This is a genomic window from Myxococcales bacterium, from assembly GCA_022184915.1.
GTDB lineage: Bacteria > Myxococcota_A > Polyangia > Fen-1088 > Fen-1088 > JAGTJU01.
On sequence record JAGTJU010000003.1, the window covers coordinates 240,556 to 267,090 of the forward strand.

General features: G+C 67.0%; 20 protein-coding genes. 9 read left to right on the forward strand and 11 right to left on the reverse strand.

Going from position 1 to position 26,535, the window contains the following annotated elements; genetic code table 11:
- Positions 1-23 precede the first annotated feature (23 nt).
- On the forward strand, positions 24-440 hold the full coding sequence (locus tag KA712_12475) for a hypothetical protein (protein ID MCG5053770.1): 417 nt from the start codon (positions 24-26) through the stop codon (positions 438-440).
- An 82-nt stretch (positions 441-522) separates the two neighbouring features.
- Positions 523-1,914, forward strand: a complete 1,392-nt coding sequence (locus tag KA712_12480) for a hypothetical protein (protein MCG5053771.1) — start codon at positions 523-525, stop codon at positions 1,912-1,914.
- A 28-nt stretch (positions 1,915-1,942) separates the two neighbouring features.
- On the opposite strand, the gene KA712_12485 is transcribed toward KA712_12480, so the two are convergent.
- The 5 genes from KA712_12485 to KA712_12505 all read right to left on the reverse strand — a co-directional run bounded on the left by KA712_12485 (position 1,943) and on the right by KA712_12505 (position 7,202).
- Positions 1,943-2,668, reverse strand: coding sequence for a DUF4386 domain-containing protein (locus KA712_12485; protein ID MCG5053772.1), 726 nt, complete (start codon positions 2,666-2,668; stop codon positions 1,943-1,945).
- On the reverse strand, positions 2,665-3,174 hold the full coding sequence (locus KA712_12490) for a hypothetical protein (protein MCG5053773.1): 510 nt from the start codon (positions 3,172-3,174) through the stop codon (positions 2,665-2,667). The genes KA712_12485 and KA712_12490 overlap by 4 nt, the downstream gene beginning before the upstream one ends.
- 93 nt (positions 3,175-3,267) lie before the next feature.
- Positions 3,268-4,338, reverse strand: a complete 1,071-nt coding sequence (locus KA712_12495) for an AraC family transcriptional regulator (GenBank protein ID MCG5053774.1) — start codon at positions 4,336-4,338, stop codon at positions 3,268-3,270.
- An 81-nt stretch (positions 4,339-4,419) separates the two neighbouring features.
- On the reverse strand, positions 4,420-6,246 hold the full coding sequence (locus KA712_12500) for a lamin tail domain-containing protein (GenBank protein MCG5053775.1): 1,827 nt from the start codon (positions 6,244-6,246) through the stop codon (positions 4,420-4,422).
- 182 nt (positions 6,247-6,428) lie between these two features.
- Positions 6,429-7,202 (reverse strand): carbonic anhydrase family protein, encoded by a 774-nt coding sequence (locus KA712_12505; GenBank protein ID MCG5053776.1) that lies wholly within the window; start codon positions 7,200-7,202, stop codon positions 6,429-6,431.
- 10 nt (positions 7,203-7,212) lie between these two features.
- Here KA712_12505 and plsY point away from each other — a divergent pair, with 10 nt between their 5' ends.
- The gene (plsY, locus tag KA712_12510; protein MCG5053777.1) at positions 7,213-7,878 is read left to right on the forward strand and encodes a glycerol-3-phosphate 1-O-acyltransferase PlsY; all 666 of its coding nucleotides are present in this window, start codon (positions 7,213-7,215) and stop codon (positions 7,876-7,878) included.
- 43 nt (positions 7,879-7,921) lie between these two features.
- Here the strand turns inward: plsY and bioB are convergent, their stop codons facing one another.
- Positions 7,922-8,869, reverse strand: a complete 948-nt coding sequence (gene bioB / locus KA712_12515; protein ID MCG5053778.1) for a biotin synthase BioB — start codon at positions 8,867-8,869, stop codon at positions 7,922-7,924.
- 238 nt (positions 8,870-9,107) lie between these two features.
- Between bioB and KA712_12520 the strand changes: the two genes are divergently transcribed.
- Both KA712_12520 and KA712_12525 read left to right on the forward strand, forming a co-directional pair.
- Positions 9,108-12,872, forward strand: coding sequence for a tetratricopeptide repeat protein (locus KA712_12520; GenBank protein MCG5053779.1), 3,765 nt, complete (start codon positions 9,108-9,110; stop codon positions 12,870-12,872).
- Between the two features lie 194 nt (positions 12,873-13,066).
- Positions 13,067-13,417 (forward strand): SPW repeat protein, encoded by a 351-nt coding sequence (locus KA712_12525; protein ID MCG5053780.1) that lies wholly within the window; start codon positions 13,067-13,069, stop codon positions 13,415-13,417.
- A gap of 131 nt (positions 13,418-13,548) precedes the next feature.
- Here the strand turns inward: KA712_12525 and KA712_12530 are convergent, their stop codons facing one another.
- From KA712_12530 to KA712_12550, 5 genes are all read right to left on the reverse strand, one after another.
- Positions 13,549-14,520 carry a DUF4423 domain-containing protein gene (locus KA712_12530; GenBank protein MCG5053781.1) on the reverse strand — a complete coding sequence of 324 codons (972 nt, stop codon included), beginning with the start codon at positions 14,518-14,520 and terminating at the stop codon, positions 13,549-13,551.
- Positions 14,521-15,674: 1,154 nt separating this feature from the next.
- Entirely contained in the window at positions 15,675-16,181 is a 507-nt protein-coding gene (locus KA712_12535) for a GNAT family N-acetyltransferase (protein ID MCG5053782.1), read from the reverse strand.
- Complete coding sequence (locus tag KA712_12540; protein ID MCG5053783.1) at positions 16,178-16,534, reverse strand: cupin domain-containing protein; 357 nt, start codon at positions 16,532-16,534, stop codon at positions 16,178-16,180. The genes KA712_12535 and KA712_12540 overlap by 4 nt, the downstream gene beginning before the upstream one ends.
- Before the next feature lie 707 nt (positions 16,535-17,241).
- Positions 17,242-17,661 carry a hypothetical protein gene (locus tag KA712_12545; protein ID MCG5053784.1) on the reverse strand — a complete coding sequence of 140 codons (420 nt, stop codon included), beginning with the start codon at positions 17,659-17,661 and terminating at the stop codon, positions 17,242-17,244.
- A gap of 280 nt (positions 17,662-17,941) precedes the next feature.
- Positions 17,942-18,166: a helix-turn-helix domain-containing protein gene (locus KA712_12550; GenBank protein MCG5053785.1), complete on the reverse strand. Its 225-nt coding sequence runs from the start codon at positions 18,164-18,166 to the stop codon at positions 17,942-17,944.
- Between the two features lie 386 nt (positions 18,167-18,552).
- Here KA712_12550 and KA712_12555 point away from each other — a divergent pair, with 386 nt between their 5' ends.
- From KA712_12555 to KA712_12570, 4 genes are all read left to right on the forward strand, one after another.
- The gene (locus KA712_12555) at positions 18,553-19,563 is read left to right on the forward strand and encodes a hypothetical protein (protein ID MCG5053786.1); all 1,011 of its coding nucleotides are present in this window, start codon (positions 18,553-18,555) and stop codon (positions 19,561-19,563) included.
- Entirely contained in the window at positions 19,544-20,959 is a 1,416-nt protein-coding gene (locus KA712_12560) for a hypothetical protein (protein MCG5053787.1), read from the forward strand. Before KA712_12555 ends, KA712_12560 begins: the two co-directional genes overlap by 20 nt.
- Before the next feature lie 151 nt (positions 20,960-21,110).
- Positions 21,111-22,316 carry a hypothetical protein gene (locus KA712_12565; GenBank protein MCG5053788.1) on the forward strand — a complete coding sequence of 402 codons (1,206 nt, stop codon included), beginning with the start codon at positions 21,111-21,113 and terminating at the stop codon, positions 22,314-22,316.
- A gap of 135 nt (positions 22,317-22,451) precedes the next feature.
- The gene (locus tag KA712_12570; protein MCG5053789.1) at positions 22,452-26,444 is read left to right on the forward strand and encodes a protein kinase; all 3,993 of its coding nucleotides are present in this window, start codon (positions 22,452-22,454) and stop codon (positions 26,442-26,444) included.
- Positions 26,445-26,535 lie beyond the last annotated feature (91 nt).

Sequence of the window (26,535 nt, forward strand, 5' to 3'; positions counted from 1 at the left end):
GGCCATGCTGCACGACAGGGGGTATGAGCACCAGTCTCGAAACGGCTCTCTTTGTCCTCGGCGCGTGTGGCGCCACGGCCTTCATCCTGGGATCGTTACAGCTCTCCGCAGCCCAGCGCGCGCAGGCTGGACGATGGCTTCCCCTGCTGATCCTCGTGGGTTTTTTCGCCGCGAGCGTGTCGGCCGTGCTCAGGGAGGGACCTTTGGGTTTTGTGCGCGAGCACACGCGGGGCGCCTGGTCGACCCAGATCTGGTTCGACCTCCTGATCGCGGCGAGCGTGGCGTTCAGCAGCCTGGCCCCGCGGGCCCGGCGGGCAGGCATGCGGCTTTCGTTGTGGGGCCTCGGCCTGCTGCTCACGGGAAGCATCGCTCTTGTCGCCATGGTCCTGCGCCTCCATCACCTCGAGGCCCGGGCTGGCGCGCAGGAGCCGGTCGCTTGAGGGGTGGGACCCACGACCCTTCGCGCCGCGACGAGCGCGCCTTGGCGGCTGCGGAGAATGGGCCCACAATGAACTTACCCCCTTGGCAACCTCCCGCGCGTCCGTCGTCAGCAAGCCCCCCCTGCGTTTCGCGCCCGTCTCGTGGCTGGCCGGACTGACCTTGTTCTTCGGGGTGGCCTGCCGCGCCACGGAGGAGCCCTCGCCGGAGGATCTCGGCCCCGCAGGAGGCGGAAGCGGCGGAAGCGCTGAAGCCCCTCCTGTCCCCGCAAGCCGTTGCACGCCGATCGCACTCGCTACGCCGGCCCAGTACCAGGGCAAAGCTTCATTTTGGGGCAATCACCTTGGCGCTGGCATCGATGTGGACCTCGGCGGGGGGGGCTACCACAAGTTCACGATTCGCTTCGGACAAGGCAAGGACTACCGCCCCCGCACGGGCACCTTCCCCCTGGGCACCTCACCCAACGGCGCGTTCGCCACGTGCCACGAGTGTGTGATGGTGATGGAAAACGTCTGGGGCGACAACGTCAACACCTTGAACTTCGCCTCGTCCGGTTCCATCACCATCGAAGCCATCGACCTGCCCCACGGGGCCGTGAGGGGCCGGGTCGAGAACGTCATCTTCCAACCGCTGACGTATACAAACCAGCACCACGTGTGGGCAGGCTTCAAAGAGGACACGGACCACTGCCTGTTTCTCTCCGAGGCGCGCTTCGACACCTTCGCCGGTGAGGGCGAAGCCTGCGCGACGTCGAGCGATTGCCGAAACCACGCAACGCAGGTCTGTGATCCACGTGCGGGCCACTGCGTGCCCACGCGCTGCGGGTCCCACGAGCCCTGCGGGACCAACGAGGTCTGCGTGCTCCAGAACGCCGCCTACGACACCCAGGCTTGTTTTCCGGCCTGCGAACCCTGGAAGGCGAATGGCTGCCCCCAGGGTCTTTCCTGCGTGACCCGCGACTACGCAGGCAAAGAGGGGGTGTGTAAGGTCACGGGAACCGCCGCCGTGGGCCGCAAGGAATGTCCTGCGAGCAACACGAGCACAGGCTGCGTCAGCGGGGCCGTATGCCAAACGGTCTCGACGTTTTGGCCCAAGGAGCAGTATTGCTTCGAGACTTGCGACTTTTTTGGGGACGGCAAAGCCTGTTCGTCCGGCATCTGCCAGCTCCGGTTTTACCGTAACAAGGACTTCAAGCTCTACTGCTACGACGATCGCTGCCACCGCGGAGGCACCTGCGAACGCCCGGAGCGCGCGGATCCGGCCGCGCTCGGCGCCCGCTGCGCCGCAGACGCCAACCGCCCGTGCGGCGTGGAAGCAGGCGTGGCCCGCGGCGTGTGCGACGCCGACACGAACAACACCTGCCTGCGCCTGTGCCGCCTGGGGGAACAAGACTGCCCCACGGGGCAAGCGTGCGCCCCGTACTTCATCCGCAACGACGGGGCCACCGCGGTCGAGGGGATCGGCGTGTGCCGCTGAGGCGCGGCAAGGAGTGCACCGGCGAACGTCACCGGGCCCGCCACGCCGCCCTCATCACACGCACGCCCGTTGCGACCAGCCAGACCGTCCAGATCAAAAACGCCACGAGCGGCACCTCTGCGATGAGCGCGGAGGCGGGTAGCGGCACCACGGTCAGCAACCCATCGGCAAGACCAAGCAGGAACAACCCCGCACCCAACCGACCCAAGGTACGGAGCGCGCGGTTCGTCTCATGCCCCGCCACCAAAAAGGTCCACAGTGCGAGGGTCATTTGACCCAGGTGCTCGCCCAGCAGGTTGCCAAACAAACGGTGCTGCAGATCGAAGGCCACCGCCACGGCGTTCCGCGTGGCTTCTGACGCCAGCGGCTCCGTGTAGGCCGCGGCCAGCGCTGGCACCACCAGGGTCCAGCGCAGCAGCCCCACGAGCTGCGTGACCGCCGAGATCGTCCCGAGAGCGCGCACCAGCGCCCGACGACCCACAGGCATCTCGAGCACATCGGGCAGCGCGATGACGATGAGCAGAAAAGGTACGAGACACAGCGCGTACGCGTACCAGGTCCACAGGAGCCCGTGGCCGCCGGCCGAAAAGCGCACGAGGATCTCCCCCGCAGGCTGGCGCAGGATGTCGGGGTAGTCGAAGGTCGCCACCAGCACGTTGAAAGGAACCTGAACCAGCAGAGGCACGAGCGCCAAGCCCGCTCCCAGGACAAGCCGCGCCCGCCACGCAACGCCAGGCAACTCTTGCGCCTTCACAGCACCGTGCTCCAGGAAATCCCCGGCGTGGGGTGCACGATCACACGGCCTTCGGAGCCCGCTGCGATGCCGATGCCCAGGCGAAGATCGAGCCCCTGCCCCAGCGCCCAGCGGAAACCCAACTCGCCGTGGATGGCCGTGCCTTGGCTGACCGACTCCGCCACGTTCCATTCATTGTTGAGGCCCTGCAGCAGCGACACCGAAGCGAAGGGCCCGGACGGGCGGCGCGACCCCAGCGCAAAGCGCACGGGATACACGGTGAGCCCCGTTTTGAGAAACCAGGTGGTTCGCGAGCCGTCGAGCCCGTCATCCGCGATCAGCGGAAACAAACCGACGTGAAAGCCCAGCGCGTGATCACGAAGTTCCACGCCCATCGAAGGCGAGCGAAACCCGTGCACGGTGAGCTCGCGCTCGGCGAGCGCGTCATCAGCGTGGGCGGCGGCGGGCGCTGCCAGCAAAAGGGCGAACCCGGAAAATGAGAGGAACAAACGATGCGAGAAGTTCATGAGGCCGAGCTTGAGCCTTCTCGTCACCGCTGACAGTGGCCCCGCCCGCCAACCCATGGTCTGCGCGCGCCACCACCCTGCCTGCGGCGTTCGTCAGCCCGCGGAGGGCAGGCTGCGGTTGCGCGCGCGAAACGTCTTCGGCGTCTCGCCCGTCCACCGCCGGAAGGCGCGGTGAAAGTTGCTGGGATCGGAAAAACCCACGAGGAATCCTATTTCTGCGAGCGAAAGCCGCTCGTCTTCCAAGTAGCGTTCGGCCAGCCGACGGTGGGCCCGCTCCACCACCTCGGCAAACGTCGTGCCTCGTTCGGACAAGCGGCGCTGCAGCGTGCGCGAGGACAAGGCAAGCTGCGGGGCGATGTCCTCGATCGGGGGGACCCCGCGCGCCAACTGGGCGGTGACCAAGCGTTCCACCTGGGCCTCGATGCGGGCGTCATCGGGCAGGCGTGACATCACGTCGCGAGCGTACGCGTCGAGGTGGCTGGCGAGACCCGGCTTAAACCCCGCGATGGGCAGGGCCAACACGGCGGGATCGAAGCTGATCGAGGTTTCCTCCTGCGCGAAAGTCGGCGTGACGCCGAAGAGCCGATGGTGTTCGTTGAGATGGGGCGGTGCCGCGTGCTTGAACTTCACGCCTCGAGGCACCAAGTGAACGTTGGTCACCCGTCGCGCCAGGACGAGCGCGCCCAAGGTCGAAAACTCGGCCACGTGACGGGGATACTCGTGAAGCAGCCCTCGACAGCCCGGGTACAACACCACGGCGTCCGCCTGGTGCTCGAGATCCACACGGCCGGCGTCGTGAAGGATGCGCGAGAAGGCGCACACCCGCGCAAACGCCTCGCCCAACGTGGCACTGTGAGCGGCAAGATGGCCCACCACATCGAAGGCGTCGAGGTCGAGACACTCGGCAAAGTGAAGGCCGAAATCCACATCGCCCGATCGGCGGGCAAGCTCGGCGACGATGAGGTTGTTTGCCGCCTGCGTGACACGGGCCTCGGGACCCTCGAGATCGGCAGGTTCGAGCCCGGCGGCAGCCAGCACATCCTGGGTGGCTATCCGTCGGCTGGCCGCGTAGGCAAGAAACCCACGCAGAGAACTCGCGGCCACCGTGAACCGCGCGCCTTCGATGCGGTCCGCCTCCGTCCCGACCACGCTGGCCTTTAGCATGTCTTGACCGGACCATCGAGAGCCCCCTCGCCCCGAACCCAACCGGGCGGCCGTGGGACCGCCCGGCTCTGCGCTGGCCTCTCAGGGGCAGGTGTTCGGAGCGCCTTTGCTGGGCGTCATGGGAACGAAGGGCCCCGTGCCGTCAGGGCAGCGGCCCACCGACGTCACGTGGGCCGTCCACGTGTGTTGGTCGACGATGGCCCCGCTGGCGTCGTGAAGGACGGCCGCGTCGCCGTTGCCGAGACCAAAGTCGAACTGACCCACGCCGCCCTCGAGCTGATCCAGCACCAAAAGCCCCCCTGCGGGCACCACGGTGCCAGCCGTGAAAAAGTACTTGTGCCCAGCCGATGCGGGGGCGTTGTCGGTGAAGTACCAACCGGAGAGATCAACCGGGCCCGCGCCCGGGTTGATGAACTCCACCCAGTCGGGGTTGGGGTTCGACGAGATCTCGTTGAAGACGAGCCGGCCCACCGCACCACCCATGCCACCTGCGCCGCCCATGCCACCTGTGCCGCCTGCGCCACCTATACCTCCTGCACCGTCGGGGACACGAACGATCCGCTCCCACGAGAACACCTCGGGCGTTCGGGGATCCACCTGCAGAAGCAGCCACTCCAAGGTCGTTTCTCCCTGCACCACCACGCGGGTCAGGTTGGGCACGGGGGCGGTGATGCCGTAGGCGCTGCTGCCGCTGGCGAGCGGCTTGTCCACGACGAAGCTATGCGAATCGCCCTGCACCAACAGCACAGGCCGTGCAAACGCGCGTGCCCGATCCGCAAGGCGTGTGACGAGAGCCTCGAAGCCCGCCGTCGCGCCCAGGAAGGTGTCGGCTTGCATGAACACGGCAACGCCCTTCGAGCCGTCCGCCTGCGCGACGTCGAACGTGCGATCGATCCAGTCGAGCGCGGCGTTGATGCGGGCGTTGACCTCGGCGATGCGGCGCGCAGGGTCATCGAACTTGGTGCCGGTCGTATCCGTGCCGAACCAGGGCGCAAGCCCGTTGGCGCTGCCCACGGCATGAACGGTCGCGAACGTCACACCCGAGGCCGACCACAGCTGATTTTCAACGAAGGTGGCGTGGGCGGGGACGGTGGCCTGGCTCAACACGAACGAGGGTGCGCCGAGCGTCGTCGCGGGATCGGCAAAGAAAGCATTGCGAAGCGCCGCCAGACGCTCGAGCGGATCGTAGGCGCCGTTGTTGGCGCGGTGGCAGTCGGTCCATTCGTTGTCGCCGAGGGTGTAGTGCAAGGGCTTTTGCAGGGTGGCAAACGCCGCGGCGATGGTCTGGAAGTACGCATCGTCACACCGGGTGCTGCCGTTTTTGATGTCGCCCACGTGAACGAGCGAGGACAGGCGCGCGTCCGCGTTGAGCTGCGCCACGAGGTTGGGGAAGTCGGCCACCTGAGCAGCGCCGTACGGCGTATCTCCCAGCACCGCCAGGTACGTCGGCTGCAAAGTCTCCGGAGCGCCGCCCTCGAAGGCGACGCCCACGTTGAGGCGCCCGTTCTGCAACAAGCGCAGCGCGATCGTGGCGACCTGCTTGATGTCGATGCGCACGGTGACGGGCGCCGCGCCCACGTACGAAGGCGCGTCCGCGGCGGTCACCACGGGGCACGCCTTGGCGAACGCGGCGGCGTCCACCGTTGCCAGACCCGCAGGCAGCCGGTCGAGCAGGAACGAAGGCGCTTGGCCCGGCACCAGGCTGAAGTCCCGTACCAGCGGCCGGGCCCCGGCGAGCGAAATGCGCAGGCAAAGGGCATCGGCGGGCACGGTCTCGAGGGTCAGGGCCAGGGCGCCGAGCTCATCGCCCAGGGCCTCATCGCGGGGGCTGTCTGCGCAACCCATCACGCCGCCAAACAGTCCAGTCAGCGTCAACGCGGCGGCAATCCGAGGCAGGGTCTTTTTCATCACGAGCTCTCCTTGTGGGCACACGATTTGGTGCACCCGTTGTAGAGCGGCGGGAACCCGGCCCGCGTGACGCTTGGCCGATAGTTTGCCGACAAGGCAACTCCGACATCACGGCTTCGTGCCCGAAGCGCGTCCGTGCAACAGCCAGGTGAAGTCTCGTGCGCCGAAGCGCCGTTGCGACCTCAGGGCGTGGCGTCGAAGAACACCGTACGTCGTCCTACGGGCTTTACGGGACGCACGTTGTTCGGGTAGAGCGCAGTGAACGAGGCAATCTGCTCGCGCGAGGCCTCGAGCGGCTCCGTGAGCACCAGCCACTGCACGTTCTCCCAGCAAGGCGGCGTGGTGAGCGAGCCGGTGTAGCGTATGTACGTGTGCGCCTTCGGCAAGAGCGAGGCCAGGGAGAGAGGGGGGCCGGCGCCCGTTTCTTCCCCCGGGGTGCGCGGCAGCCGCCCCAGCAACATCGCCAACGCAGGGTTCGGTCGCCCTTCCTTCACCATCACCGCCACCACGGCCAGGTGGCCACGGGCGCTTCGGTGGACCCACTGCAGTTCCATCGGGAAGCTCTGGCCTGCGGCCCGGTGCTCGCTGGGGGCGTGAAACTGAATCGTCTCGAGCGCAAACGTCATGGCACCGAAGGCGATGCTGCTGCCGGGCGCCACCGTTTGCTCCACGGTGCGCCCCGTGTTCGTGAGCCGCACGGGCGTGGTGCCGTAGCGAAACCGGACCTCGGGCAAGTCGCGCGGGACCACCTCGACGATATCGATGGGCGATTGGCTTTGCCCCGAGGCACACGCGGCATACGCAGGATCCAGCTGCCCCCAGGCCGAGGGACCGTCGGGGCCCTCGTAGGCCCACCGGGGCCCTGTCGCGCAGCCCCCCAACGGGGCGCCGGCGATCAGGGTCACCGTGCTCAAGGCGAGGCCCGCCCGGCGCCAATCCAAGAAAAACCCCCGCATGTGCCTGCTTATGGGTTCGGACGCCCGGGCGATTTCTGAAGCAGCGCCCCGCCCTTGCCACCCCAAAGGGCAAGGGCCATGCTGCGGCCCCGTGCTTCCCCAGGCCCTGTTTCTCGTGGCTGCATTCGTGTCTGGCTCTTTTCCCACGGGCGTTCTCCTGGCCCGCGCCCGCGGCGTGGACCTGCGCCAGGTGGGCAGCGGCAACGTGGGCGCCAGCAACGTGGGCCGCGCGCTCGGCAAAAAGTTCGGCATTCTGGTGCTGCTGGTCGACGCCGCCAAGGGCGCCTGGCCGGTGCTCTTGGGGCGGGGCCTCTGGCTCTCCGACTGGGTGCTCGCCGCCCTGGCGTTGGCGGCCGTTCTCGGGCACGTGTTCAGCATCTTCCTCAAGGGGCGCGGCGGCAAGGGCGTGGCCACGGCGCTCGGGGCGTCGCTGGCCCTCACCCCCCTGCCGGCGCTCTGTGCCTTCGGCGTCTTCGTGCTGCTGTATGCAGCGTTTCGCATTTCCTCGGTGGGCTCGTTGGCCGGTGCGGTGTCCTTCGTGGGCTTCCTCTTCGCCTTCGGCGAGGCCCACCCGGCCACGCTGGCCTACGGCAGCCTCGCCGCCCTGGTGATCGTGCTGCGCCACAAGGACAACCTGCGCAGGCTGGCGCGCGGCGAAGAGCTCAAGGCCCCCTGAGGCCGCCTCAGGTGACGCAGCCCCGAGGGGGGGCAGTCTGCCTTTAGAGCGCAGCCGGGCGCATGCCCGCGTCCCGCAGCAGCGCCTGATCCTGTTCCACGTCGGGGTTGCCCGTGGTGAGCAGCTTCTCGCCGTAGAACACCGAGTTGGCACCGGCCAGGAAGCACAGAAGCTGCGCTTCGCGTGACAGCCCCGTGCGCCCCGCCGATAGACGCACCTTCGCCTGGGGCATGAGAATGCGCGCCACGGCGATCGTGCGCACCAGGTCGAGCGGATCGGTGGCCGGCAGCGCCGCCAGCGGCGTGCCTTCCACGGGCACCAGCGTGTTGACGGGCACGCTCTCGGGCTGCGGGTCCAGATTCGCCAGCGTCATCAACATGGCGCACCGGTCGCGGACCGACTCGCCCATGCCGATGATGCCCCCGCAACACACGGTGACACCGGCCTTGCGAACGTTGCGAATGGTGGTGAGGCGATCCTCGTAGGTCCGGGTGCTGATGATCTTCCCGTAAAACTCGCGCGAGGTGTCCAGGTTGTGGTTGTAGGCGGTGAGCCCCGCGTCGGCCAGCCGCTGCGCCTGCGCCTCGGTCAGCATGCCCAGGGTCACACACGCCTCCATGCCCAGCTCCCGCACGCCGCGCACCATGCTGAGCACCGCATCGAAGGCTGGGCCTTCCTTCACCTCGCGCCAGGCGGCGCCCATGCAGAAGCGGGTGGCACCGGCCTCCCGCGCCCGGCGCGCCGAATCGAGCACCTCGTCCACCTTCAGCATGCGCTGCGGGTCGACCGCGGTTTCGTACTTCGAGGACTGGGGGCAGTAGGCGCAGTCCTCGGCGCATCCGCCCGTCTTGACCGACAAGAGGGTACAAAGCTGCACCTCCTCGGGGCTGTGATGCGCCTCGTGCACGGCCTGCGCCTGCCGGATGAGGCGAGGCAAAGGCAGGTCGTAGAGCGCTTGAACCTCTTGCAGCGTGTAGTCTTGCCGAGTCACGCGCCCGTTTTAACAGGCGGAACACACGGTTCCAAGCCTCGTCTTGCAGGTCCGGGGGCGCGCCGCCTCCCGCGCGGTGCCGCACATGACACGAACCGCCCTGGCCAGGCAGGGCCCGTGCGGCCGCAGGGCGGCGGAAGGGGCGCCCGGGGCTAAAGAAGGGGCGGAAAACCCCCGAACTTTGGCTCGGGCCTCGGGCCTCCCCAAGGCCCCTCACCTCTCGGGGGACGGTTTCGCGGTGTCAGTTCAAGTCTTCTGCCCAAAGTGCGGCCGCGCTCAACCGGCGGCGCCCAATAACGCCGACGAACATCACAAGTGCGTCGCGTGCCAGCACGTCTTCTCCGCGAAGGGACGCCCCCAGCCGCTGCCCGAGCGGGTCTTGGCAGGCGGCGCCGCGGCGCTGGTCGCAGGCAGCCGCCAGGACCCGGAGCTGCCCGGACGCCCGCGGAGCACCAGCAACCTGCCCGCGCCGCGCGAAGCCATCCCCTCGCCCTCCCTGGGGGTGGCGCCCCCGCTGGTTCCTCCCCATCGGCCCACCCTCTCGGGGGTGGGGGGAGATCCCGACGTGCCCGCGCCCCGCGAAGCCGTCCCGCCCCCCAACTTGCCCGCTGCCCGCGAGAGCATTCCGGTGCCCATGGGCCTGCCGATGAACCTGCCCGCCCCCCGCGGCCCCGTGCCCATGAATCTGCCGGCTCCCCGCGAGGCGGTGCCCCCGCCAAACCTGCCGGCCCCCCGCGCCGCCGTGCCGCCCCCGGATCTGCCGGCCTCCCGCGCCGCCGTGCCGCCCCCCAACCTGCCCGTCTCCCGGCAGGCCGTGATGCCTTCGGCGCCCGTGTCCCTGCCCGCGGCCCCCGGCCTGCCGCTTCCCCCGGGCCCACCGGCGTCCTCGCCGTGGCTGGCCGTGGTCCGCGACGCCGCGCCCCCCTCCGATCTGCCCGCCCCCCGCGAGGCCGTGGGCCTTTCTAACCTGCCCGCCCCCCGCGAGGCCGTGGGTCTGGCGAATCTGCCCGCCTCCCGCGAGGCGCCTGGCCTCGCCAACCTGCCCGCGCCCCGCTCCGCGGTCCCTTACCCGAACCTGCCGGCCCCCCGCGAGGCCGTCGCCAACCCGAACCTGCCCGCGCCCCGCTCGGCGGTGCCACGGGCTTCGGCCGTGCCCCCGGCCACCCCGGTGGCCCTGGCTCGCCTGAACCTCAGCGTCGAACGTACCCCCGCGCCCGACTTGGCGCCCGCCAACAGCCCGCTTGCGCCTTTGGATCTCAACGACCCCGGGCTCAGCTTCGATCTCAGCCCCGACGAAGCCCTCCCGGCCGGCCCCGGCCCGCAGCAAAGCGCGTTCAGCAGCGCAGAGGACCCGGGCCTCGATCTCGACCTCCTGGACGACATCACGAGGGCGGCGCCCCTTTCGGCCGCCGGGCTGGCCGCCGCCTTCCGCACGCCCGGCATCCCTGCCAGCTTGGGGCTCGAGGCGGTGGACGGGGGCCTGGGCTTCAGGCTCGACATCGAGGGGGCCGAGGCGCCGTCACCCACGTCGCCCGTTGCGGCCATCGTGCCTTCCTCCGCGCTGCCCGCGATCGAGGTGAACGCGATGGGCGTTCTGGAAGACGCCCTGCCCGAACTGGCGCCGCACCGGGAGGCACCTCTGCCCTCCACCGCGCCGAAGCCGCGGACCCGTCCCAAGCCCGCGCTGCTGGTAGCCGCGGGTGCGGGCGCGGCGGCGCTCCTGGCCGGGGTGCTGCTGGTGCTGGTTCCGAAGCTCACCGCGGGCCCCGCCCCCGAGGCCGTGCTGGCGCCTTTCCTGCCGCAGCTCGAATCAGATACCTTCCCCGCCTACCAGGCCGCCGCCACCGCACTGGTGCAGCAAGCCGCGCAGGAATCGCACGCCGACGGGCTGCGCGCCGGGGCCGCCGAGCTCTTGCTGCTGGCCCGCCTCGGCCGCGAGGCCCCGAAGGCGCTGGTGACGGAGGCGGCGCAGCACTTGAGCCAAATCCTGCCAGCCGACGAGCCTTCCGCAAGCGAGCGTCGGGCGCGCGCACTGGCCGAGCTGGCCCAGGGCAAGTTAAGGGGCGTCGACGCGCTCTTGGCGGGGATCGAGGATTCCCCCGGCGCCCGCCTGATCGTGGGGCTCAAGCAGCTCGCTACCGGCAACCCCGCGGCCGCGGCAGGCACCTTCGAGGTGGCGGCTTCACAAGAGCCTCGGCGTTTGCTGCCGCCGTACCTGGGCGCCAAGGCGCTCGAGGCGGCGGGGCAGGCCGCGAAGGCGCATGCGCTCTACGAAAAAGTGCTCGCACGCAACCCGCAACATCTCGGCGCCGCGCTGGGCGCGCTACGCACCGCGGGTTTGCCGCCCACGGAGCTCCTCGAGAAGCTCGAAAAGCTGGCGGGGGCGAACCCTGGCGCCGCGTCGGGCGCCGAGGTGGCCGGCGTGCTGGTGCTGCTCGGCAAAACCGCCGCAGGGCTGGGGCGTCACCACGCGGCGCCCAAGGCGTTTACGCGGGCTCTGGCGGCTGACCCGGGCAACGCCGAGGCCACGATCGCGCTGGCCGAAAGCCTGCTTGCCGAAGGCCGCTACAACGACGCTCTCACGCGGGTGCAGAGCGTGGCGGGCGAAGCCGTCAAAACGGCCGAGGGGCTCTTCACGTGGGGTGGCGCGCTCATTGCTACCCACAGGGTCACCGAAGGGTTGGCGCAGGTCGACAAGGCGGTGCTCAAAGCGCCTCAGGATCCGCGGGGCCCCTTCTTTAGGGCCTGGGCGGCCGAAGAGGCCGTGAACCCCGATCACAAGGGGGCTCTGGCGCAATACCAGGAAGCGCTCTCCCGCGCGCCGTCCTTCGTGCCCGCCACGCTCAGGCTCGCGTCGCTCTTGCAGAAGAGCCAGCGTGCGCCCGAGGCCCTCAAGGTGCTCAAGGCCGCCGAGGACGCCGGCGCCCCGCCCACGTCGCTGCAGCTGGCGTGGGGACAAGCCCTCATCGTCGCCAAGCAGGCCCACCGGGCCGAGGACGTGTTTCGCAAGGCTTTGGCGGCAGAGCCCACGCTGGCGGCCGCCCGGTTGGGTCTGGCGTCTGCCCTGGAGGCGCAAGGGCGTGTGGGTGAAGCCAAGCTCGAGCTCGACGAGCTGCTCACGCAAAGTCCCGACACAGACGGCATCCACGAACGGCTCGCGGGCCTCGCGTTACGGCTGGGCGAAAAGGACGAGGCGCTGGCCCACTTCGAGGCGGCGCTGGCCACCGGCAAGGCAGGTCCCGAGGTGCACGTGGCGCTGGGGCAGCTGGCGCTCGACATGGGCAAGCTGGACCTGGCCGCGTCGCACCTCGTGAAGGTCTCGGAAGAGAGCCCTTCCACCCCGGGCGCGCTCTATTCGCTCGGGCGGCTGCGCGAGCGCCAGGGCGATCTCGGCAAAGCGCTCGCCGAGTACCGCCGCGCCACCGGCTACGAGAACACGCCCGAAGTGCAGCTGGCTTACGGGCGGGTGCTCGGGGCGGCTGGCAAGGAAGACGATGCCCTGGTGGCGTTCCGCGAGGCGTTCGCGCTGGCTGAGGGACATCTCGAACACGGGCGGCTGCTCCTCAAGCGCTCGAAGGCCGATCAGGCGATCGTGGATTTCGACGCCGCCGTGCGGATCGATCCCGAGATGTGGGAGGCGTTCCTGATGAAGGGAAACGCCCACGACGTGCTCGGTGAAACCGACAAGGCTGCCGAAGCGTGGCGCCAGGTGGTCCGGCTTCAACCCAAGAACGTCGAGGGGCTCTACAAGCTGGGGCGGCTCGAGATGGACCGTGGCCAGATCAAGCCGGCGCTCGATTATCTGCGCCGCGCGGCGGCCGGGGCGCCGCAGGATCGTCCCTGGGCGGCCGACGTCTATTTTCAGCTAGGTTATGCCGAGCTGCAGGCGGGCTCGAAGAAGAGCGCGCGCGACGCCTTGACGAAGTATCTGGCGCTGGCGCCCACGGATGCGCCCGATCGCCCCGCGGTCGAAAAGCAGCTGGATCGCCTGGGCGGCTTTTAAAGCCAAAATCCCTCGGGTCAGCTCTCCGGCGTTCTGCGGGGCAAAGGCACGTTACGTCGCAGCCTCTGAGCGCGTGGATGGGATCACAACGCCCTCCGGCACCGGCGAAGGCGCCCCTGCGGGCGTTGGCGCCCGCGGTTCAGCAACTCCGGTAAGGGGCTTGCAGGGTGGATCGAGGGCAGGAGGGATAAAACATGGAAAACAAAGCTGCACGTTACGTGAACATTGCGCTCGGGGCCTGGCTGTTCTTGTCAACGTTCTTGTGGATTCACAGCGACGCGCAATACACCAACAGCTGGCTCGTAGGTCTGGCCACGGTCATCGTGGCGGCCGTGAGTCTGTCGACGCCGGCGGCACGCTTCTTCAACACGGCGCTAGGGGCTTGGCTCTTCATCTCGGCCTGGGCATTGCCCAGCATCTCCGACGGCACGGTTTGGAATCATGCCCTGGTCGGCTTGGCCGTGGTGGTTGCGTCGCTGATACCCAGCCGGGGTGAGTCCGCGGTGATCCGCAGAGAGCAAAGGCCGGCCACCGCCCATCGATGAGTTGATGCCGTTCGGTCCCACCTCGCGGGCGGCCCGGCCCTCTCGCGAGGGTGCGGGCCGTGGGCGAAGGGGGGGCCAGCGTCGACTGGACGAACATGGTCGGCGCGCGTCACCAAACGAAGCGTTCACGGCTAGCTTCTTTCGCCCAGGAGAACCAATTGCACGTTCAGTAGGGCCACGTGGTCCGCAGCGCGCGACTCCGCAACGATGCTGCGGACCTGCTCGAAGAAAGCAACGTGCGCTTGCCTGATCCGTTGCAGATCCTCTGATGACACGGCGACGACGTTGTACGAAAACAGAGACTCACCCCTGCCATCGAATCCCTGGAGTTTCTTCACTGCCACTTCGGCCCAGTGACGTTTCTGTGCGAGGTTGCCGTGCGGATCTGTCCCGGTGTCGACGGTGATCACGTTTTGAGCCACCCAGCGCCCTCGAATTCGTCGGACTTGTTGCGCCCGCTCGAGGTGTCTAAGGCAGTCGCGTACGTTGGTCGGCTCTTGTCCTATGGCTTGCGCAATCTGCGCGACTTGGTTCGTCCCGCATGGCTTGAGCTCGAGCGCACGCAGCACGGCAGAGCTCCAAGGATGCGCGTAGGCGAGGTCGCGTTGCGCTTCGACGGCCCGGTGCAGCACCTTGACTTCCATGAGCTTTCCAGCATCCACAAGCGCGTCCAGCCAGTCGATCAGGCGGTGGCTGAATGCATGAACGATGAGTAGAAGCTCCGGCAGGCGAGGTTCACTGAGGCCAGCACGCCATCGCTTGACCGTGCTGCGATCCACTCCCACCACTTTGGCGATGTGTGCCGTAGTGGCTTGCTTGGTAAGGACTTCGAGCAGACGAGATGTGTCTTCCGCCTGCCAGTGAGCGAAGTCGCGGCACACGGAATCCGCGGGAGCCAGGACTGCTGCGATTCCTCTCACATCGACCCGCGCCGCTGCGGCCAGTTTGAACAGCACACTGGCCTTCGGGGCCCGGGCCCCTTTCTCCCACATGTAGATCACGTTGGGACTGGTATCCAAGCGCCGGGCCAGGGCCGCCCGAGAGCGCCTGCCACGCAACGCGCGCAGGAGCTCCGACGCGAGTTTGTCCCAACGGATGATCACTATCAAAAAGTAGCCTATTTGCTGCGAATGGCTAGTGAGTATGTGGTGTTGCGATCTAGATTTCGGTCGAGTCGTCGCAGATACTCGAATGCATGAAGAACGCAGTGGTCGCATTCCTCTTGGTCACGATGCTGAGCCAGGGCTGCCATTCGTCCCTTACCAGCAGCACGGCCCCCGAAAACGGTCAGACAGGATCGATTGGGGCAGCCGAATGCTTGGAGGATTCGTCCTGCGAAAACGCGTACCGGGAAACCTTGGCCCACCTGCAAACACCCTTACACGGGCATCGGCGGGTGCAGGCTGCCAGTTGCGAACCCATAAACCAGGCAGGCTCGGAGAGTGCCAGCGGTTTCGCTTGCGTTTGTGCCCTGGAAGGCGGCGGCTCGTTGCACATTGGACCAGCAGGCGCGCCCTGCACTGTCCAGAGTCGTGATGGCTACTCGTGCCTGTTGAACCCCGCGTCCTTCGCGGGTTGTTCGCCCGGTGACCCCACAACCTGCGAGGCAGCGTGCGCCGGGCTAGAGCGGCTACTCGGACAGGACGCCGCGCGAACGTTCGACGTCGGGATTCGAGCCGCCGCTTGCGTGAAGCAGTCTTGCCAAGTCGTCTACCGGGTAGGCAACGATTGCTTTGCCAACGTCTTCCCCGGAGAAGCCTACAACTGTGAGCTCTCTGACGGCGCAATTCTGGCAGCCGCAACGGCCGCTCGAGACGCGAGAAACAGGCCGACGTTGGCGACTAGCCTTTCACCGCCCAGGTTCCATCCGAGACCATCGGACGAGTGGCAAGGCATGCTTGTCGACCTCGACGCTCAGCCTCCCTGCGAAGAATCAGGAGATTGTGGGCTGGCACGGGCCTGCTTGAATGAACGTTGTGGGCCCTGCACCCGAGACGAACAGTGTGCCCCGGGTGAGCTTTGCGCGCTCGACCACTGCGTACGACAAGATCTGGCGACCTGCCGAACGCGAAGAGACTGCGCTGCGGGTATCCTGTGCATCCTGAGCGGCTATAGCGCCGACCCTCGAGCCAACGAGCAGATGCGTGCGTACTGCCTGAACCCCGAGGGGGGAGCCTCCATGGTCATGTGACGTGACACTTCATGACACCGCGGTTGCGGGAGCGGTGTTGCCAGGACCTCCTGCGAGAGGTTTCTGTTACCCCGCGCGAAGGAGCTTCTCAAAGCAATCGAAGTGCCCCTTCCGAAACCTAACTTGCCCTACTCGAGAATAGCCGCTACGCGCATAGAACCGGAGTGCCCGTGGGTTCCCGCAGTAAGCGTCGAGGCGGATGGAGTCATATCCAAGAGCGCTCGCGCGGCGCTCGGCGAAGCGCATCAACGCACGCCCTATCCCATGTCCTTCCCACGGAGGCGCCACCGCGAGTCGATGGATCACGGCGGTGCGACCTGAGTGCTGCCAGAGCACGCTGGCGTATTCGTGCTCCTGGATTTCGTTAATTACAATCACGCCAACGGCTCTTTCGGCATGAATCGCTACGAATGCCGTACGAGCCGCGATGTCGGCCATCAATGTCTGGCGGTCTGGATAAAGTTCGTCCCATTGCTCGATGCCGATTCCACGCATGCCTTCAATGCACTGCTTGACCAAATCGAGGATGCTGACAACATCTCCGAATTCGGCTTCGCGGATGGAAGTGCTCATCCTTTTTTGTCTTCCTGGCCAGGACCTTCGCCGCCCGACGGCCCATAGAAGAAGACCCAGACGGAAAAGTCCGACGAAAACGACTCGAAGCGGTGACTCTGTCCTGCGGCCACAAAGATGAAGGAGCCAGGCTGAACTTCCTGGCGCCTGATTCCATCGAAGAAGATGCCCGTGCCGCGGGCGACAACATAGATCTCGTCGCGATCATGCGGGCTTTGAGGATCCGATCCTACAGGCGTGTACATCTCCACGTCGAGCGACCCTTGCGAGAAGACTGGCACGGCCAGGTTCCCCGGAGGCGGCGGCCCCATCGAAATCGCCTCGAAAAGACTTACGTGCAAAGCTTTGGGCATCCGGGTCGTTCCTCGTGCTCATTCCTGTTCTGTGCGTGAGTTCTCACGGTCCCACGTTCCCTGCGGACGTGATCATTGCTCGTGGCGCCGCAGAGATGGGCTTTCCGGCACGACGTCGATCCCCATCGTCTTCATGGTTCCGGAGCCGTGCCTCACCGCGGTCTGTTTCGTTAGAAGAGTCCACCCATCTTTCGAGAGTCGAGAAACGTCCGAGCCACTTTAGTGGCCTGAGCTGGACATCGCACTGCGGTTGCCGACCGTATCCACTCCAAGTTTGGCCAACTCAAGGATCGATTACGAGTCTCCCCTCGTCCAGCGCCGCGAAAATGGCACTGTTCGAGAGATCATCTGGATTCAACCCGTGACTTATTCACCGGGATGCTGATGGGTTCAGACGTAGGCAGTGTTGCCCATACCAAATTGCCGACTGCGCGATATTCCACACGCACGCGGCTTCTCACACGCTCTACGTCTTCGGCAGGTACGAAGTACGATTCTCGGGTACCGTTGCTTCTTGATACGACCACCGCCATCTCATCGCTGAACATGCCTCGTTCGACACTTTCACACTTGAGCCACCCCGAGTTATTCATAACGCAAAACTAATTGCGCATCCGTTCAGCGTCAAGATCCAGCGCATCGTTGCAACTTTGCCGCTGAATCGTGCCCCAGCACCGAAGCCCCAGTTACCTCACGCCCCCTCAATTCTAACTTTTGAGTTCGCCGTCATAGAGCACGTCCCAGGTGCTGCCCGCGCCCTGCGCCTCGAGGCGGACGCGACCTCCCTGCGCGGGCACCTGCACACGAACCCGGCGCCCGATGGCCTCCTCACCCAGGTGCTCGATGGCCACGCGGGTAAAGCCGTTCGTGTCTTCCGGTGATTCCACCAGGAGCGCCAGACCGGTCGCTCCCTTCGTGCGCGTGGCCTCGACAGAGGCCTTCGGGGTGACCTCCACGGCGTCACCCGTGGGAAGGCGCGTCCGGTACGCGGAAACCGCGATGCCGACGAGCAGGACCGGAAGGCCGAGCGCGGGGATGAAGCGGGCCGCCTGAAGCCACGGCCACGACCCAAACACCCCCGGGCGCCGCGGGCGTAGGCGCGGACCTGCCGCGAGGGCCGTTTCCAATCGGGCCGGAAAGCCCTGTCCGAGTCTCGCCCGGACCGCTGCAGCCTCGTTGCCAACGAGCCCACGACATCGTTCAAAGCCTCGAGGTGTTGTTGCGCAGATGCGGAGACGCCGCGAATGCCCTCGGCTGCCGCCCGCGAGATCGCGAAGTGCGAAAGGCAACCGGCAGGGACGGCCCGGGAAACTTGGTATCCTCGCCATACCTGGCTGCTCCTTGCTTGAGGTCAAGACCCGAAGACTCCCCATGGGGGGCCACGAGAGGCTCTGCGGCGTCGAAGTACTATTGGAGGGTTCGATTCACGCTACGTCGAGAGGTGCCCAACAGCTCACTGATCTCGGTGACGGTCATGCCGTCCACCCTTCTCAGCTTGTTCGCGTGAGTCCGCGTGTCCCTGATGTGGTTCAGCGCCAAATTTGTGACGGTCCGGTAAAGCCAGGGATAAGGGGCATGGGGAACACGACCTTCCTCGCAAACCCTGTGCAGGGCCATGAAGGCCTCGTGCATGAGGTCCTAGGCCAGGGCGGGATCACCCACCAGACGCGCAGCGCGGCGCGCCACCGCAACGGAGCGGAGCCGATACAGGTGTCTGAATTCTTCATCGGACATGGGGGCCAAGGGGAACTCGTCACTCGGGGCGCTGTGCTCTAGCCCCTTTCTAAAGAGACACCGCTCGGCCGCAAAACGGGCGCATGCGTTCGTCAGCCTGCCACACCGCTGGCAAGGCGCGTCGGGCTCCGCACGCCGAGACGTACTGGTCATTTTGCACGCGCGAGTCCACGCATTTGCAGGCGGCGGGCGACGCGGCCGCACCTTGCCCGCCTGGGTGACCTTTTTGCCGCTTCCCGGTCGGAAGGCGCGCAGGCAAGCTCAGTCACGGTCGAGGTTTATCCGTGAACGTCCAACTGCTCATCGACGCAATCGTGCGCCAAACCACCGTGCTCATCGCCCAGCTCGCCACCCGTGGCGGCGTGCGGGCGCCGCTGGCACATCTTGCCAATCAGGTCTTTCTCGAGCTCGCCCGGGAGCTCGAGGCCCAGGGGGTCAGCCGCAAGGTGAGTGCCGACATGTTTGGCCTGGCCTTGCGGAGTTACCAGCGCAAGCTGCGGCGCCTCGAGGAAAGCTGCACGTTCCGGGGCCGGAGCCTCTGGGAAGCGGTTTACGCCAGCGTGCCGGCCGAGCGTGCGGTCAGCCAGGCGGAGCTGCTCGACAAGTTTCGCGCCGACGACGCCACCTTGGTCCGTGGTGTGCTGAACGATCTCGCGGAAAGTGGGCTCGTCTTCAAGACCGGTCAGGGCCCCGTGACGCGCTACCGCCTGGCCGAGGCAGAGACCACGGCCACCCCCGAAGCGGCGCCCGAGACCGGCCTCGACGAGCTGGTGTGGGCGCTGGTGTTCCGCGAGGGACCCATCTCCCAAAGCGCCCTTGCCGAGGCGTTCCCGGGCGTTGGCAAGCGCCTCGAGCCCGTTTTGACCCGCCTGGAGTCAGCCGGCCGTGTGACCCGTCTCGTGGCCGAGCACGAGGCAAGCCCGCACTTCGCAGCGGCCAGCTTCGTGGTACCGGCGGGAGCGCCTCAAGGCTGGGAGGCCTCCGTGTACGATCACTTTCACTCGGTGGTGAAGACGATCTGCACCAAGCTCGAACAAGGTGCCGTCAGCCATCTGCGCGATCGCGTGGGCGGCAGCACGTACACCTTCGAGGTGTGGCCAGGGCATCCCTACGAAGCCGAGGTGATGGCCACTTTGGAAGAGTTCCGGGCGCGCAACTCGGCCCTGAGGACCAAGGTGCGCGCGCACAACGAGGGGCAGGCGCTGCCCGCAACTTATCAACGCGTCGTGATTTACGCAGGTCAGTGTGTGACCGAAACGTCTGAGGAGAAAGAACATGAAGAAGACGAGCAATGACCGTTGGGCTTGGGCCCTGGCCGCCGGCCTGGCCCTTCTGGGCACCTTCACCGGGTGTCAAAGAAACGAAGCTGACATCGACGGCGAATCCCATTTCCTCGAGGTGTGCACGTCTTCCTGCCCGGGAGGTCTTTCGTGCCTCTGTGGCGTATGCACCTTGCCCTGCGATGGCGCCAACACCTGCCAGTCGCTCTCCGCATCTGCATCGTGCGCGGCACCCACCAGCGTAAGCTGCGGCGGCGAAGCACCGGTGGTCGCCTCGAGCTGTCAGGTGGGCTGCACGAGCGACGCCGCATGCGCCGGTCTTGGCACCGGCTTCATGTGCGAAAGCGGCCGCTGCTTGCGTCGTTCAACGAGCGTCTCGACGGACGCCGGTACACCCTCCTCGATCCCCGACGCGGGGCCGCTCGTCAGCGTTGACGGGTCAGCCCCCCTTCCGGGGACTCCCGCCATCGCGAACCCGATCGATATCCTCGTGATGGTCGACAACTCGGCCACGATGGCGGAAAGGCAACAAGCTTTACGAGCCGCGATGCCCGGCTTCGTGACCGCGCTCCAAACCCGCTTTGGGCCGGGGCTGGATCTGCACCTGGGGGTCATCAGCTCGGACGTGGGGGCCGGATTTACGATCATTTCGGGCAGTCCGGCCTGCAACCGACCGGGCGGGGATCGGGGCGAGTTCCAGGTGAGGACGGGGTGTGGTCTGGACCCGACGACGTCTCGGTTCCTCGTCCATGGGCAGCAAGGCTCTCTGCGCAACTATACCGGTGAGCTCGCAACTGTGTTGGGGTGCCTCGTCGAGCTCGGCACGCAAGGCTGCGGTTTCGAGCACCAGCTCCAGTCGGTTCGTGTGGCCCTTGCCGGGACGACGCTGACGAACGCCGGGTTCCTTCGCGCCAATGCAACCCTGCTCATCCTGATGCTCACCGACGAGGATGACTGCTCGGGGCCCGCTGATTCCCCGCTCTTCGCCTCGACGAGCTACGAGGGGCAAGCACCGTCATTGCGCTGCTCGATCGAAGGCCACCTGTGCAACGGGATGAAGCCCTCGGCTGCATCCTTCTCGACGCCGCTCGCCAACTGCAGCGCGAACCCCAACCCCACCGGCCTCCTGAAGGTCAGCGAGGTCGCGGAATCCATTCGCGCCCTCAAGTCCCCAGGGCAGGTGCGGGTGGCCGTGATCTCCGGGATGGGGGCCGAGGGGACGTCTTCCTACGCTTTCGCGACGAATACGCTCAACCTGCTCGAGGCTTCGCCCGTGTGCACGACCAGGAGCGGGAGCGCTGCCCCTGCCCTGCGGCTCTCCGCCTTCGCCTCGGCCTTCCAGGGTCAAGTCCACAGCATCTGCAACTCCGACCTGTCCGGGGTGATGACGCAGATCGTCTCCGGTCTCTAGTCTCCGCACCTTGCACGGCTCTCGGGGCGCCTTCTTCAGGGAGGGCGCCCCTTTGTTTTCCGGCGAGTCGCTCGGCCTGCGCGTAAAATGAGGAACGTGTGTCCGAGCAACCGGGCGCTACGGGTTTTCTCGGCAAAGGAGCCCGAAAATCATGCCCGACGAAGCCTCGCGAACATCCCCCCTCACCGGCCCTCTGCACCCCGCACCGTGGGTCGTGATGGCCCTTGTCGCCCTGATCCTGCCTGGATGCGGCGACGCAACCACGGATGCGACGTACAAGGGCGAACCCCTGTTCCGGATCAACGGGGAATTGGCCGGCACGTTGCCGATGAGCCCCCTTGCTCATCCCCGGGTGGGCGTCGCCTGGATGACGGTGGCCTCCGGCCAGCCCGCCGCCGGGCAAAGCGCCGAAATCACCTTGGGTGCGTTCCCCTCGAAGTTCACATTGGACTTTGTCGACGAACCGCCCGCTGCGGCTTTCGGATCCTTTTTGGGTCTCGCCAATGCGCCGGGGGTGGCCATTGGGTTCCTCCTTGCGTTCGATGACGTCGACAACGACCGCCGCTTCATCCCAGGGCCGACACCCGATCTCCTGCTCGCCGCACCCGATCGCGCCTTCGGTCTTGTCCCCAATGCCCTCGTCTACTACGTGAAGGAAGGAGAGGCGGTGATTGCCGCTTCCGCGCCGGGTGAACTTACCCCCGAGGAGATCACCGCACTTCGGAGCCCTGAGCGCGCGTTGCTCGCGGGCAAGTACCGCATCATCGCGAGCTGCGACGAATCTGACCTATCTGCTTCCGTGCTCCAGCTCTCCATGTTCGAGCCCGCCTCGCGCGCCCCCAACAACCTCATGGCTCAACTCTTCTGCGAAGTTCCCGCTGAGTCGATGACCGAAGACGAGCACGTTTTCGCAGACGATTGCTTTTCAGGTCACGTCGAGGGCGAAGACTTGGTCCGCCTCGTGGGGACGCTGGCGGGCGAGGTCGTGGCCCTTCAGCGTTCGGCGCCTGATTACGGGTCCTTCGGGCTTGCCTCGCTGAGCGCGACCGATGGCGACGCGGGAACCTACAGAATCATCTACAAGGGACCTGAAGACGCGGTGTCCTTCGGCGAAGGAGACGTCTCTACAGGCCAAGCCACCCTGTGGGTAAACGACCAAACGACCGAAACCATCTTGGGGAGCGCCGCGTCTCCCTTGTGTGCCGACGCGCGCATGTTCCGAAAGGATTACGTGGATGCCGCAGACGAAGACATTGCGGAGGTGGCGGGCCTGACCCTCACCAACCTACGCACGGGCCCCAGCTGCGAGCTGCCCTTGGCTGGAAACCTCAAGTTCTGCTTGGTCCTGGACCGCTGATCGTTGCCCGCTGACCGTGCGCCGGTGCGCCGGAAGGAGGCGCCTCACCCCCCCCGGTGGCGATCGGTGTTGGCGCCGGACGCCATACGAGCTAGTTTTCGGGGCTGACCCCCTCGGGGGCCGCGAGGACCAGGTGTGACACTAGCAAAGCCGGGCGAGTCTTCTGCCGAATCGGAATCGGCCTGCGACTCCGAGACGAATCACGCGACGGAGACGCAGGTGGGCAGGATCGCGGGGGTACAGCCCTCCCTCGCCGTGGGGGCGCTCTTCGCGGAGCGGTTCCGGCTGCAGGGCCTTCTCGGGCGCGGAGGCTCTGGCCACGTCTTCGAGGCCTTGGACACCCTCACGGGCGCGTCCGTGGCGCTCAAGGTGTTCGGGGGATCCGGGACGGGGGATCGCTTCATTCGTGAGGGTGCCGTTTTGGCGGGCCTCCGGCACCCCGCAATCGTGGGCTACGTGGATCACGGGGTCACACCTGCGGGAGAGCGGTACGTGGCCACGGAGCTTGCGCGAGGACGAACGCTCAAGCAGGTGCTGCGGCAAAGCCCCTTGCAGGAAAAGCCAACGGTCCAGGTTGGGTTGCGCATACTGCAGGCGCTGGCGGCCGCGCACCGGGCGGGCATCGTTCATCGCGACATCAAGCCCGAAAACCTGATCGTAGTGGACGACGACTTTTCGCGCCTGACGGTGCTGGACTTCGGCATCGCCCGGCGGGTGAGCGAGCTGGGCGCCACGCGAACCGGTCACTGGGTGGGCACACCCATGTACATGGCCCCCGAACAGGCACGCGGGCAGCGAGACGTCGATGGGCGCGCGGATCTGTTTTCCGTGGGGTGCGTGATGCTCGAGTGCCTCACCGGCAAACCCCACTTCGTGGGCGACAACGCGCTGGCCACGCTCGCGAAGATCTGCGTGGAAGACGAGGTGCCGGTGGGGGCGCTGTGCCGGGGGATCCACCCCGAGCTCGAGGCGATCATGCAAGGGCTGTTGGCGAAGCGGCGCGAGCTGCGCCTGGCAGATGCCGCAGCGGTGGCGCTGCGCCTGGCCTCGCTCTTGCCGCAGCTCGAAAGCGGGGCCCCGCCCCCTCCGCGGGCGCGGATCAAGACGATCGGTGATGCCGAACGGCGGGTGCGGGCCTTGGTCCTGGTGGCACCGGGCACAGAGGAAAACGAACCCGAGGCGCTGGGCGCAGCGGCACGGCTGGCGCCCTACACGCGAGGCGTTCATCCGCTGCTCAACGGGGCCTTGCTGCTCACGGTGCCCGGGGACTCACCTCTGGATCAGGCGGTACAGGCGGCACGCTGCGCGCTGGTGGTGCGCGAGGCGATGCCCGCCAGGGCGATCTGCATAGGGCTTGGCCAGTGCGAGTTGGTCACGGGGGCAACAGGCAAAGAGCGCGACCTCGCCGACGTGACCACGGACCTGCTGGCTGAGACGGGTGGCGGCGAGATCCGTGTGGATGCAGCCACGGCGGCTTTGCTGGCAACGCGGTTCGAGCTTGCAGAGGAGGGGAAGGGGGATGCCACGCGCTACCGCCTGCTGCGCGAGAGACGGTCGCTCGAGCCTCCGCGCACGGTGCTGGGCAAAGTGTTGCCCTGCGTGGGCCGCGAACGTGAGCTGGCGAACCTCGAGGCCATCTTCGGCGAGTGCGTGTCCGAATCGGCCGCGCGCGCCGCGCTGGTGGTGGCCGGAGCGGGCGCCGGAAAATCGCGCCTGCGTTTCGAGCTGCTCGAACGGCTGGGAGCGCGCCATCAAACCCTGACGTCGTTGATCGCCCGCGCAGATCCGCTGCGCATGAACGCCCCCCTGGGTCTTTTGGGGGAGATGCTGCGAACACAAGCCGGCGTGGAAGGAACCGCAGGGCCCGAGGCACAGCGCCGCAGGTTGGAAGAGCGGCTCGGGCGGCATCTCGAGGGAGACGCCGGGGGGGAGCGATCGCGAACGCTTGCGTTTTTGGGTGAGCTGGCCGGGGTGCGTTTCCCCGAGGAGGAGATCCCAGCGCTGGCGCTTGCCCGGCGCGATGGCCACGTGATGGCCGATCAGACGCGCGCGGCGTGGCTTTCGTACGTGCGTGGTGAGGCCAAGGCGGCACCGATGGTGATCGTGCTGGAGGACGTGCATTGGGGCGACGGGGCGAGCGTGAGAGCGCTCGACGAGACGATGCGCCAGGCAGCGGATCTGCCGGTGTTCGTGGTGGGCTTCGCGCGTCCGGAGCTCGAGCACCGATTCCCCGGGCTCTGGGCCGCGCGTAACGTCGAACGTATGAGCCTGCGGCCCTTGCCCGTGAAGGTGTGTGAGGCCCTGGTGCGGGAAGTGTTTCCCGGCCTTGGGGCCAACGACGTGGGCCGGGTGGCCGCACGGGCCGACGGCAATCCGTTTTTTCTCGAGGAGCTGATGCGCGCCGTGGCGCTGACCCGTACCGAGGAAGGCACGTTGACGGAGGCGGAAACACCCCCGACGGTGCTGGGCATGGTGCAGGCACGGCTCGACGAATTGGGTGAGGAGGCCAAACGCGTGTTACGCGCGGCCAGTGTGTTCGGTGAGCACTTTGCCCAAGCAGGGGTTGCCGCTTTGTTGGAGTCAGACCACGAGGACGTCACGCGGTGGCTCGACATGCTGGCGGACAAAGAGGTGGTGTATCGACGAGACCTTGGCGCCACCGGGCCCGCGTACAGCTTCCGTCACGCCCTGCTGCGAGACGCGGCTTACGAGGCGCTCACCGAGACGGATCGCACGGCGGCACATCGGGAAGCGGGGCTTTGGCTCCAAGGCCAGGAGCGGCCCAACGCGGCGCTGCTGGTGGAACACTTCGAGCGCGGCGGAGCGCGGGAGCTCGCGGCGCGCTGGTGCGCAGAAGCGGCAGAGGCGGCCATCCGCGCGAGCGACCTTCCTGCCACGATCGCCTACGCCGAACGCGGCAAGGCACTCGGAGCGGAGGCCGACGTGCTCATGCGGCTGGAGCTCGCCGAAGGGGACGCCCGCTGCTGGCGCGGCGAGTACGCCCACGCCGAGCAGCTCCTGCGGCACGTGGCCGAGACTTCACAGGGCAAGCGACGTTACGAGGCCCTCGCCGTGCTGGTGTACGCAATGGGAAATCAGGGAAGAGTCGCTGAACTCGCTGAGCTCATTCAGCCAGAGGCGGAGCCGGTAGACGATGCGGCCTACGTTGCCTGGGCGAAGGCGCAGCTCTGCTTGGACCGTTTCGTATCGCAGCGCCCCCCCATCCGTATCCGTTCTTTGGCAGACGGATCGAAGGTGCTGCTCGAGGCGCACTTGGCCATGGGGGAAGCCTGGCACCAGCACGCGCAAGGGCGGTTGAGCCACGCATTGAGCGCTTACCGTTTCTCTCGCACGCTCTTCGAGCAAGCAGGAGACCTGAGAGAGCAGGCTTCTTCCGTTTCCAACGAGGGTGCGCTTCTAGTTGATTTGGGTCTCTACACGAAGGCCTCGGAGGCGCTGCGAGACGCCGCACAACTAGGCGAGACCCTGGGGACAACCTCTTTCGTAGCGATGGTAGCCCTGTGCGATGCCCAGCGCCTTTTGGGATCCGGGCGTCATCGAGACGCGGCGGCGGCCGCAGCAGGAGGCATCGACGTCAGCAAAAAGGAGGCATCGATGGTTCTGCACCCGCTTCGGGCTTATTGGGTGCTGGCGGAACTCGCGTTGGGCTCTGATGAGCCGCTGGCCTCTCTTGAAGCGATCGCTCGCGAGGCGCTCGCGGGAATGACGACTTCCTGCAGGGAGGCCCTCCCCACGGGCTACGCCGCCCTGGCGAGGGTGCTGCGCAGACGAGGGGCTCTTGCCGAAGCCCTGGAGATCTCACGTCAAGGCTTCGCGGCAGCGCACAACGCGGACATCACGGACGGTGAGTTTTTGGCGCGGACCACCCACGTCGATTGCCTGGTAGACGCCGGCCTGCATGAGGAAGCCCGGGCGGTGGCCGAAGCGAACGCCCGCCGGTTGGTCGCACGCGTGAACCTGCTGACTGAGCCCGCGCACCGGGTTTCGTTTCTGCACAACGTGCCCGAGAACGCCGAAGCCTTGCGCCAGGCCCAAAACCTGGGCATCGACCTTTCGTCCGCCGATTTCGCCCCCCTCTTCGCCCTGCCCGAGCACATACCCGACTGAACCGACAAGCGCCCTGCTCCGTGGTCTTGCTCACGGTCGTGCCCCAGGCAAGCGCGTACGCCCTCGAAAGTTGCTCGGCTCCGGTCGCTCC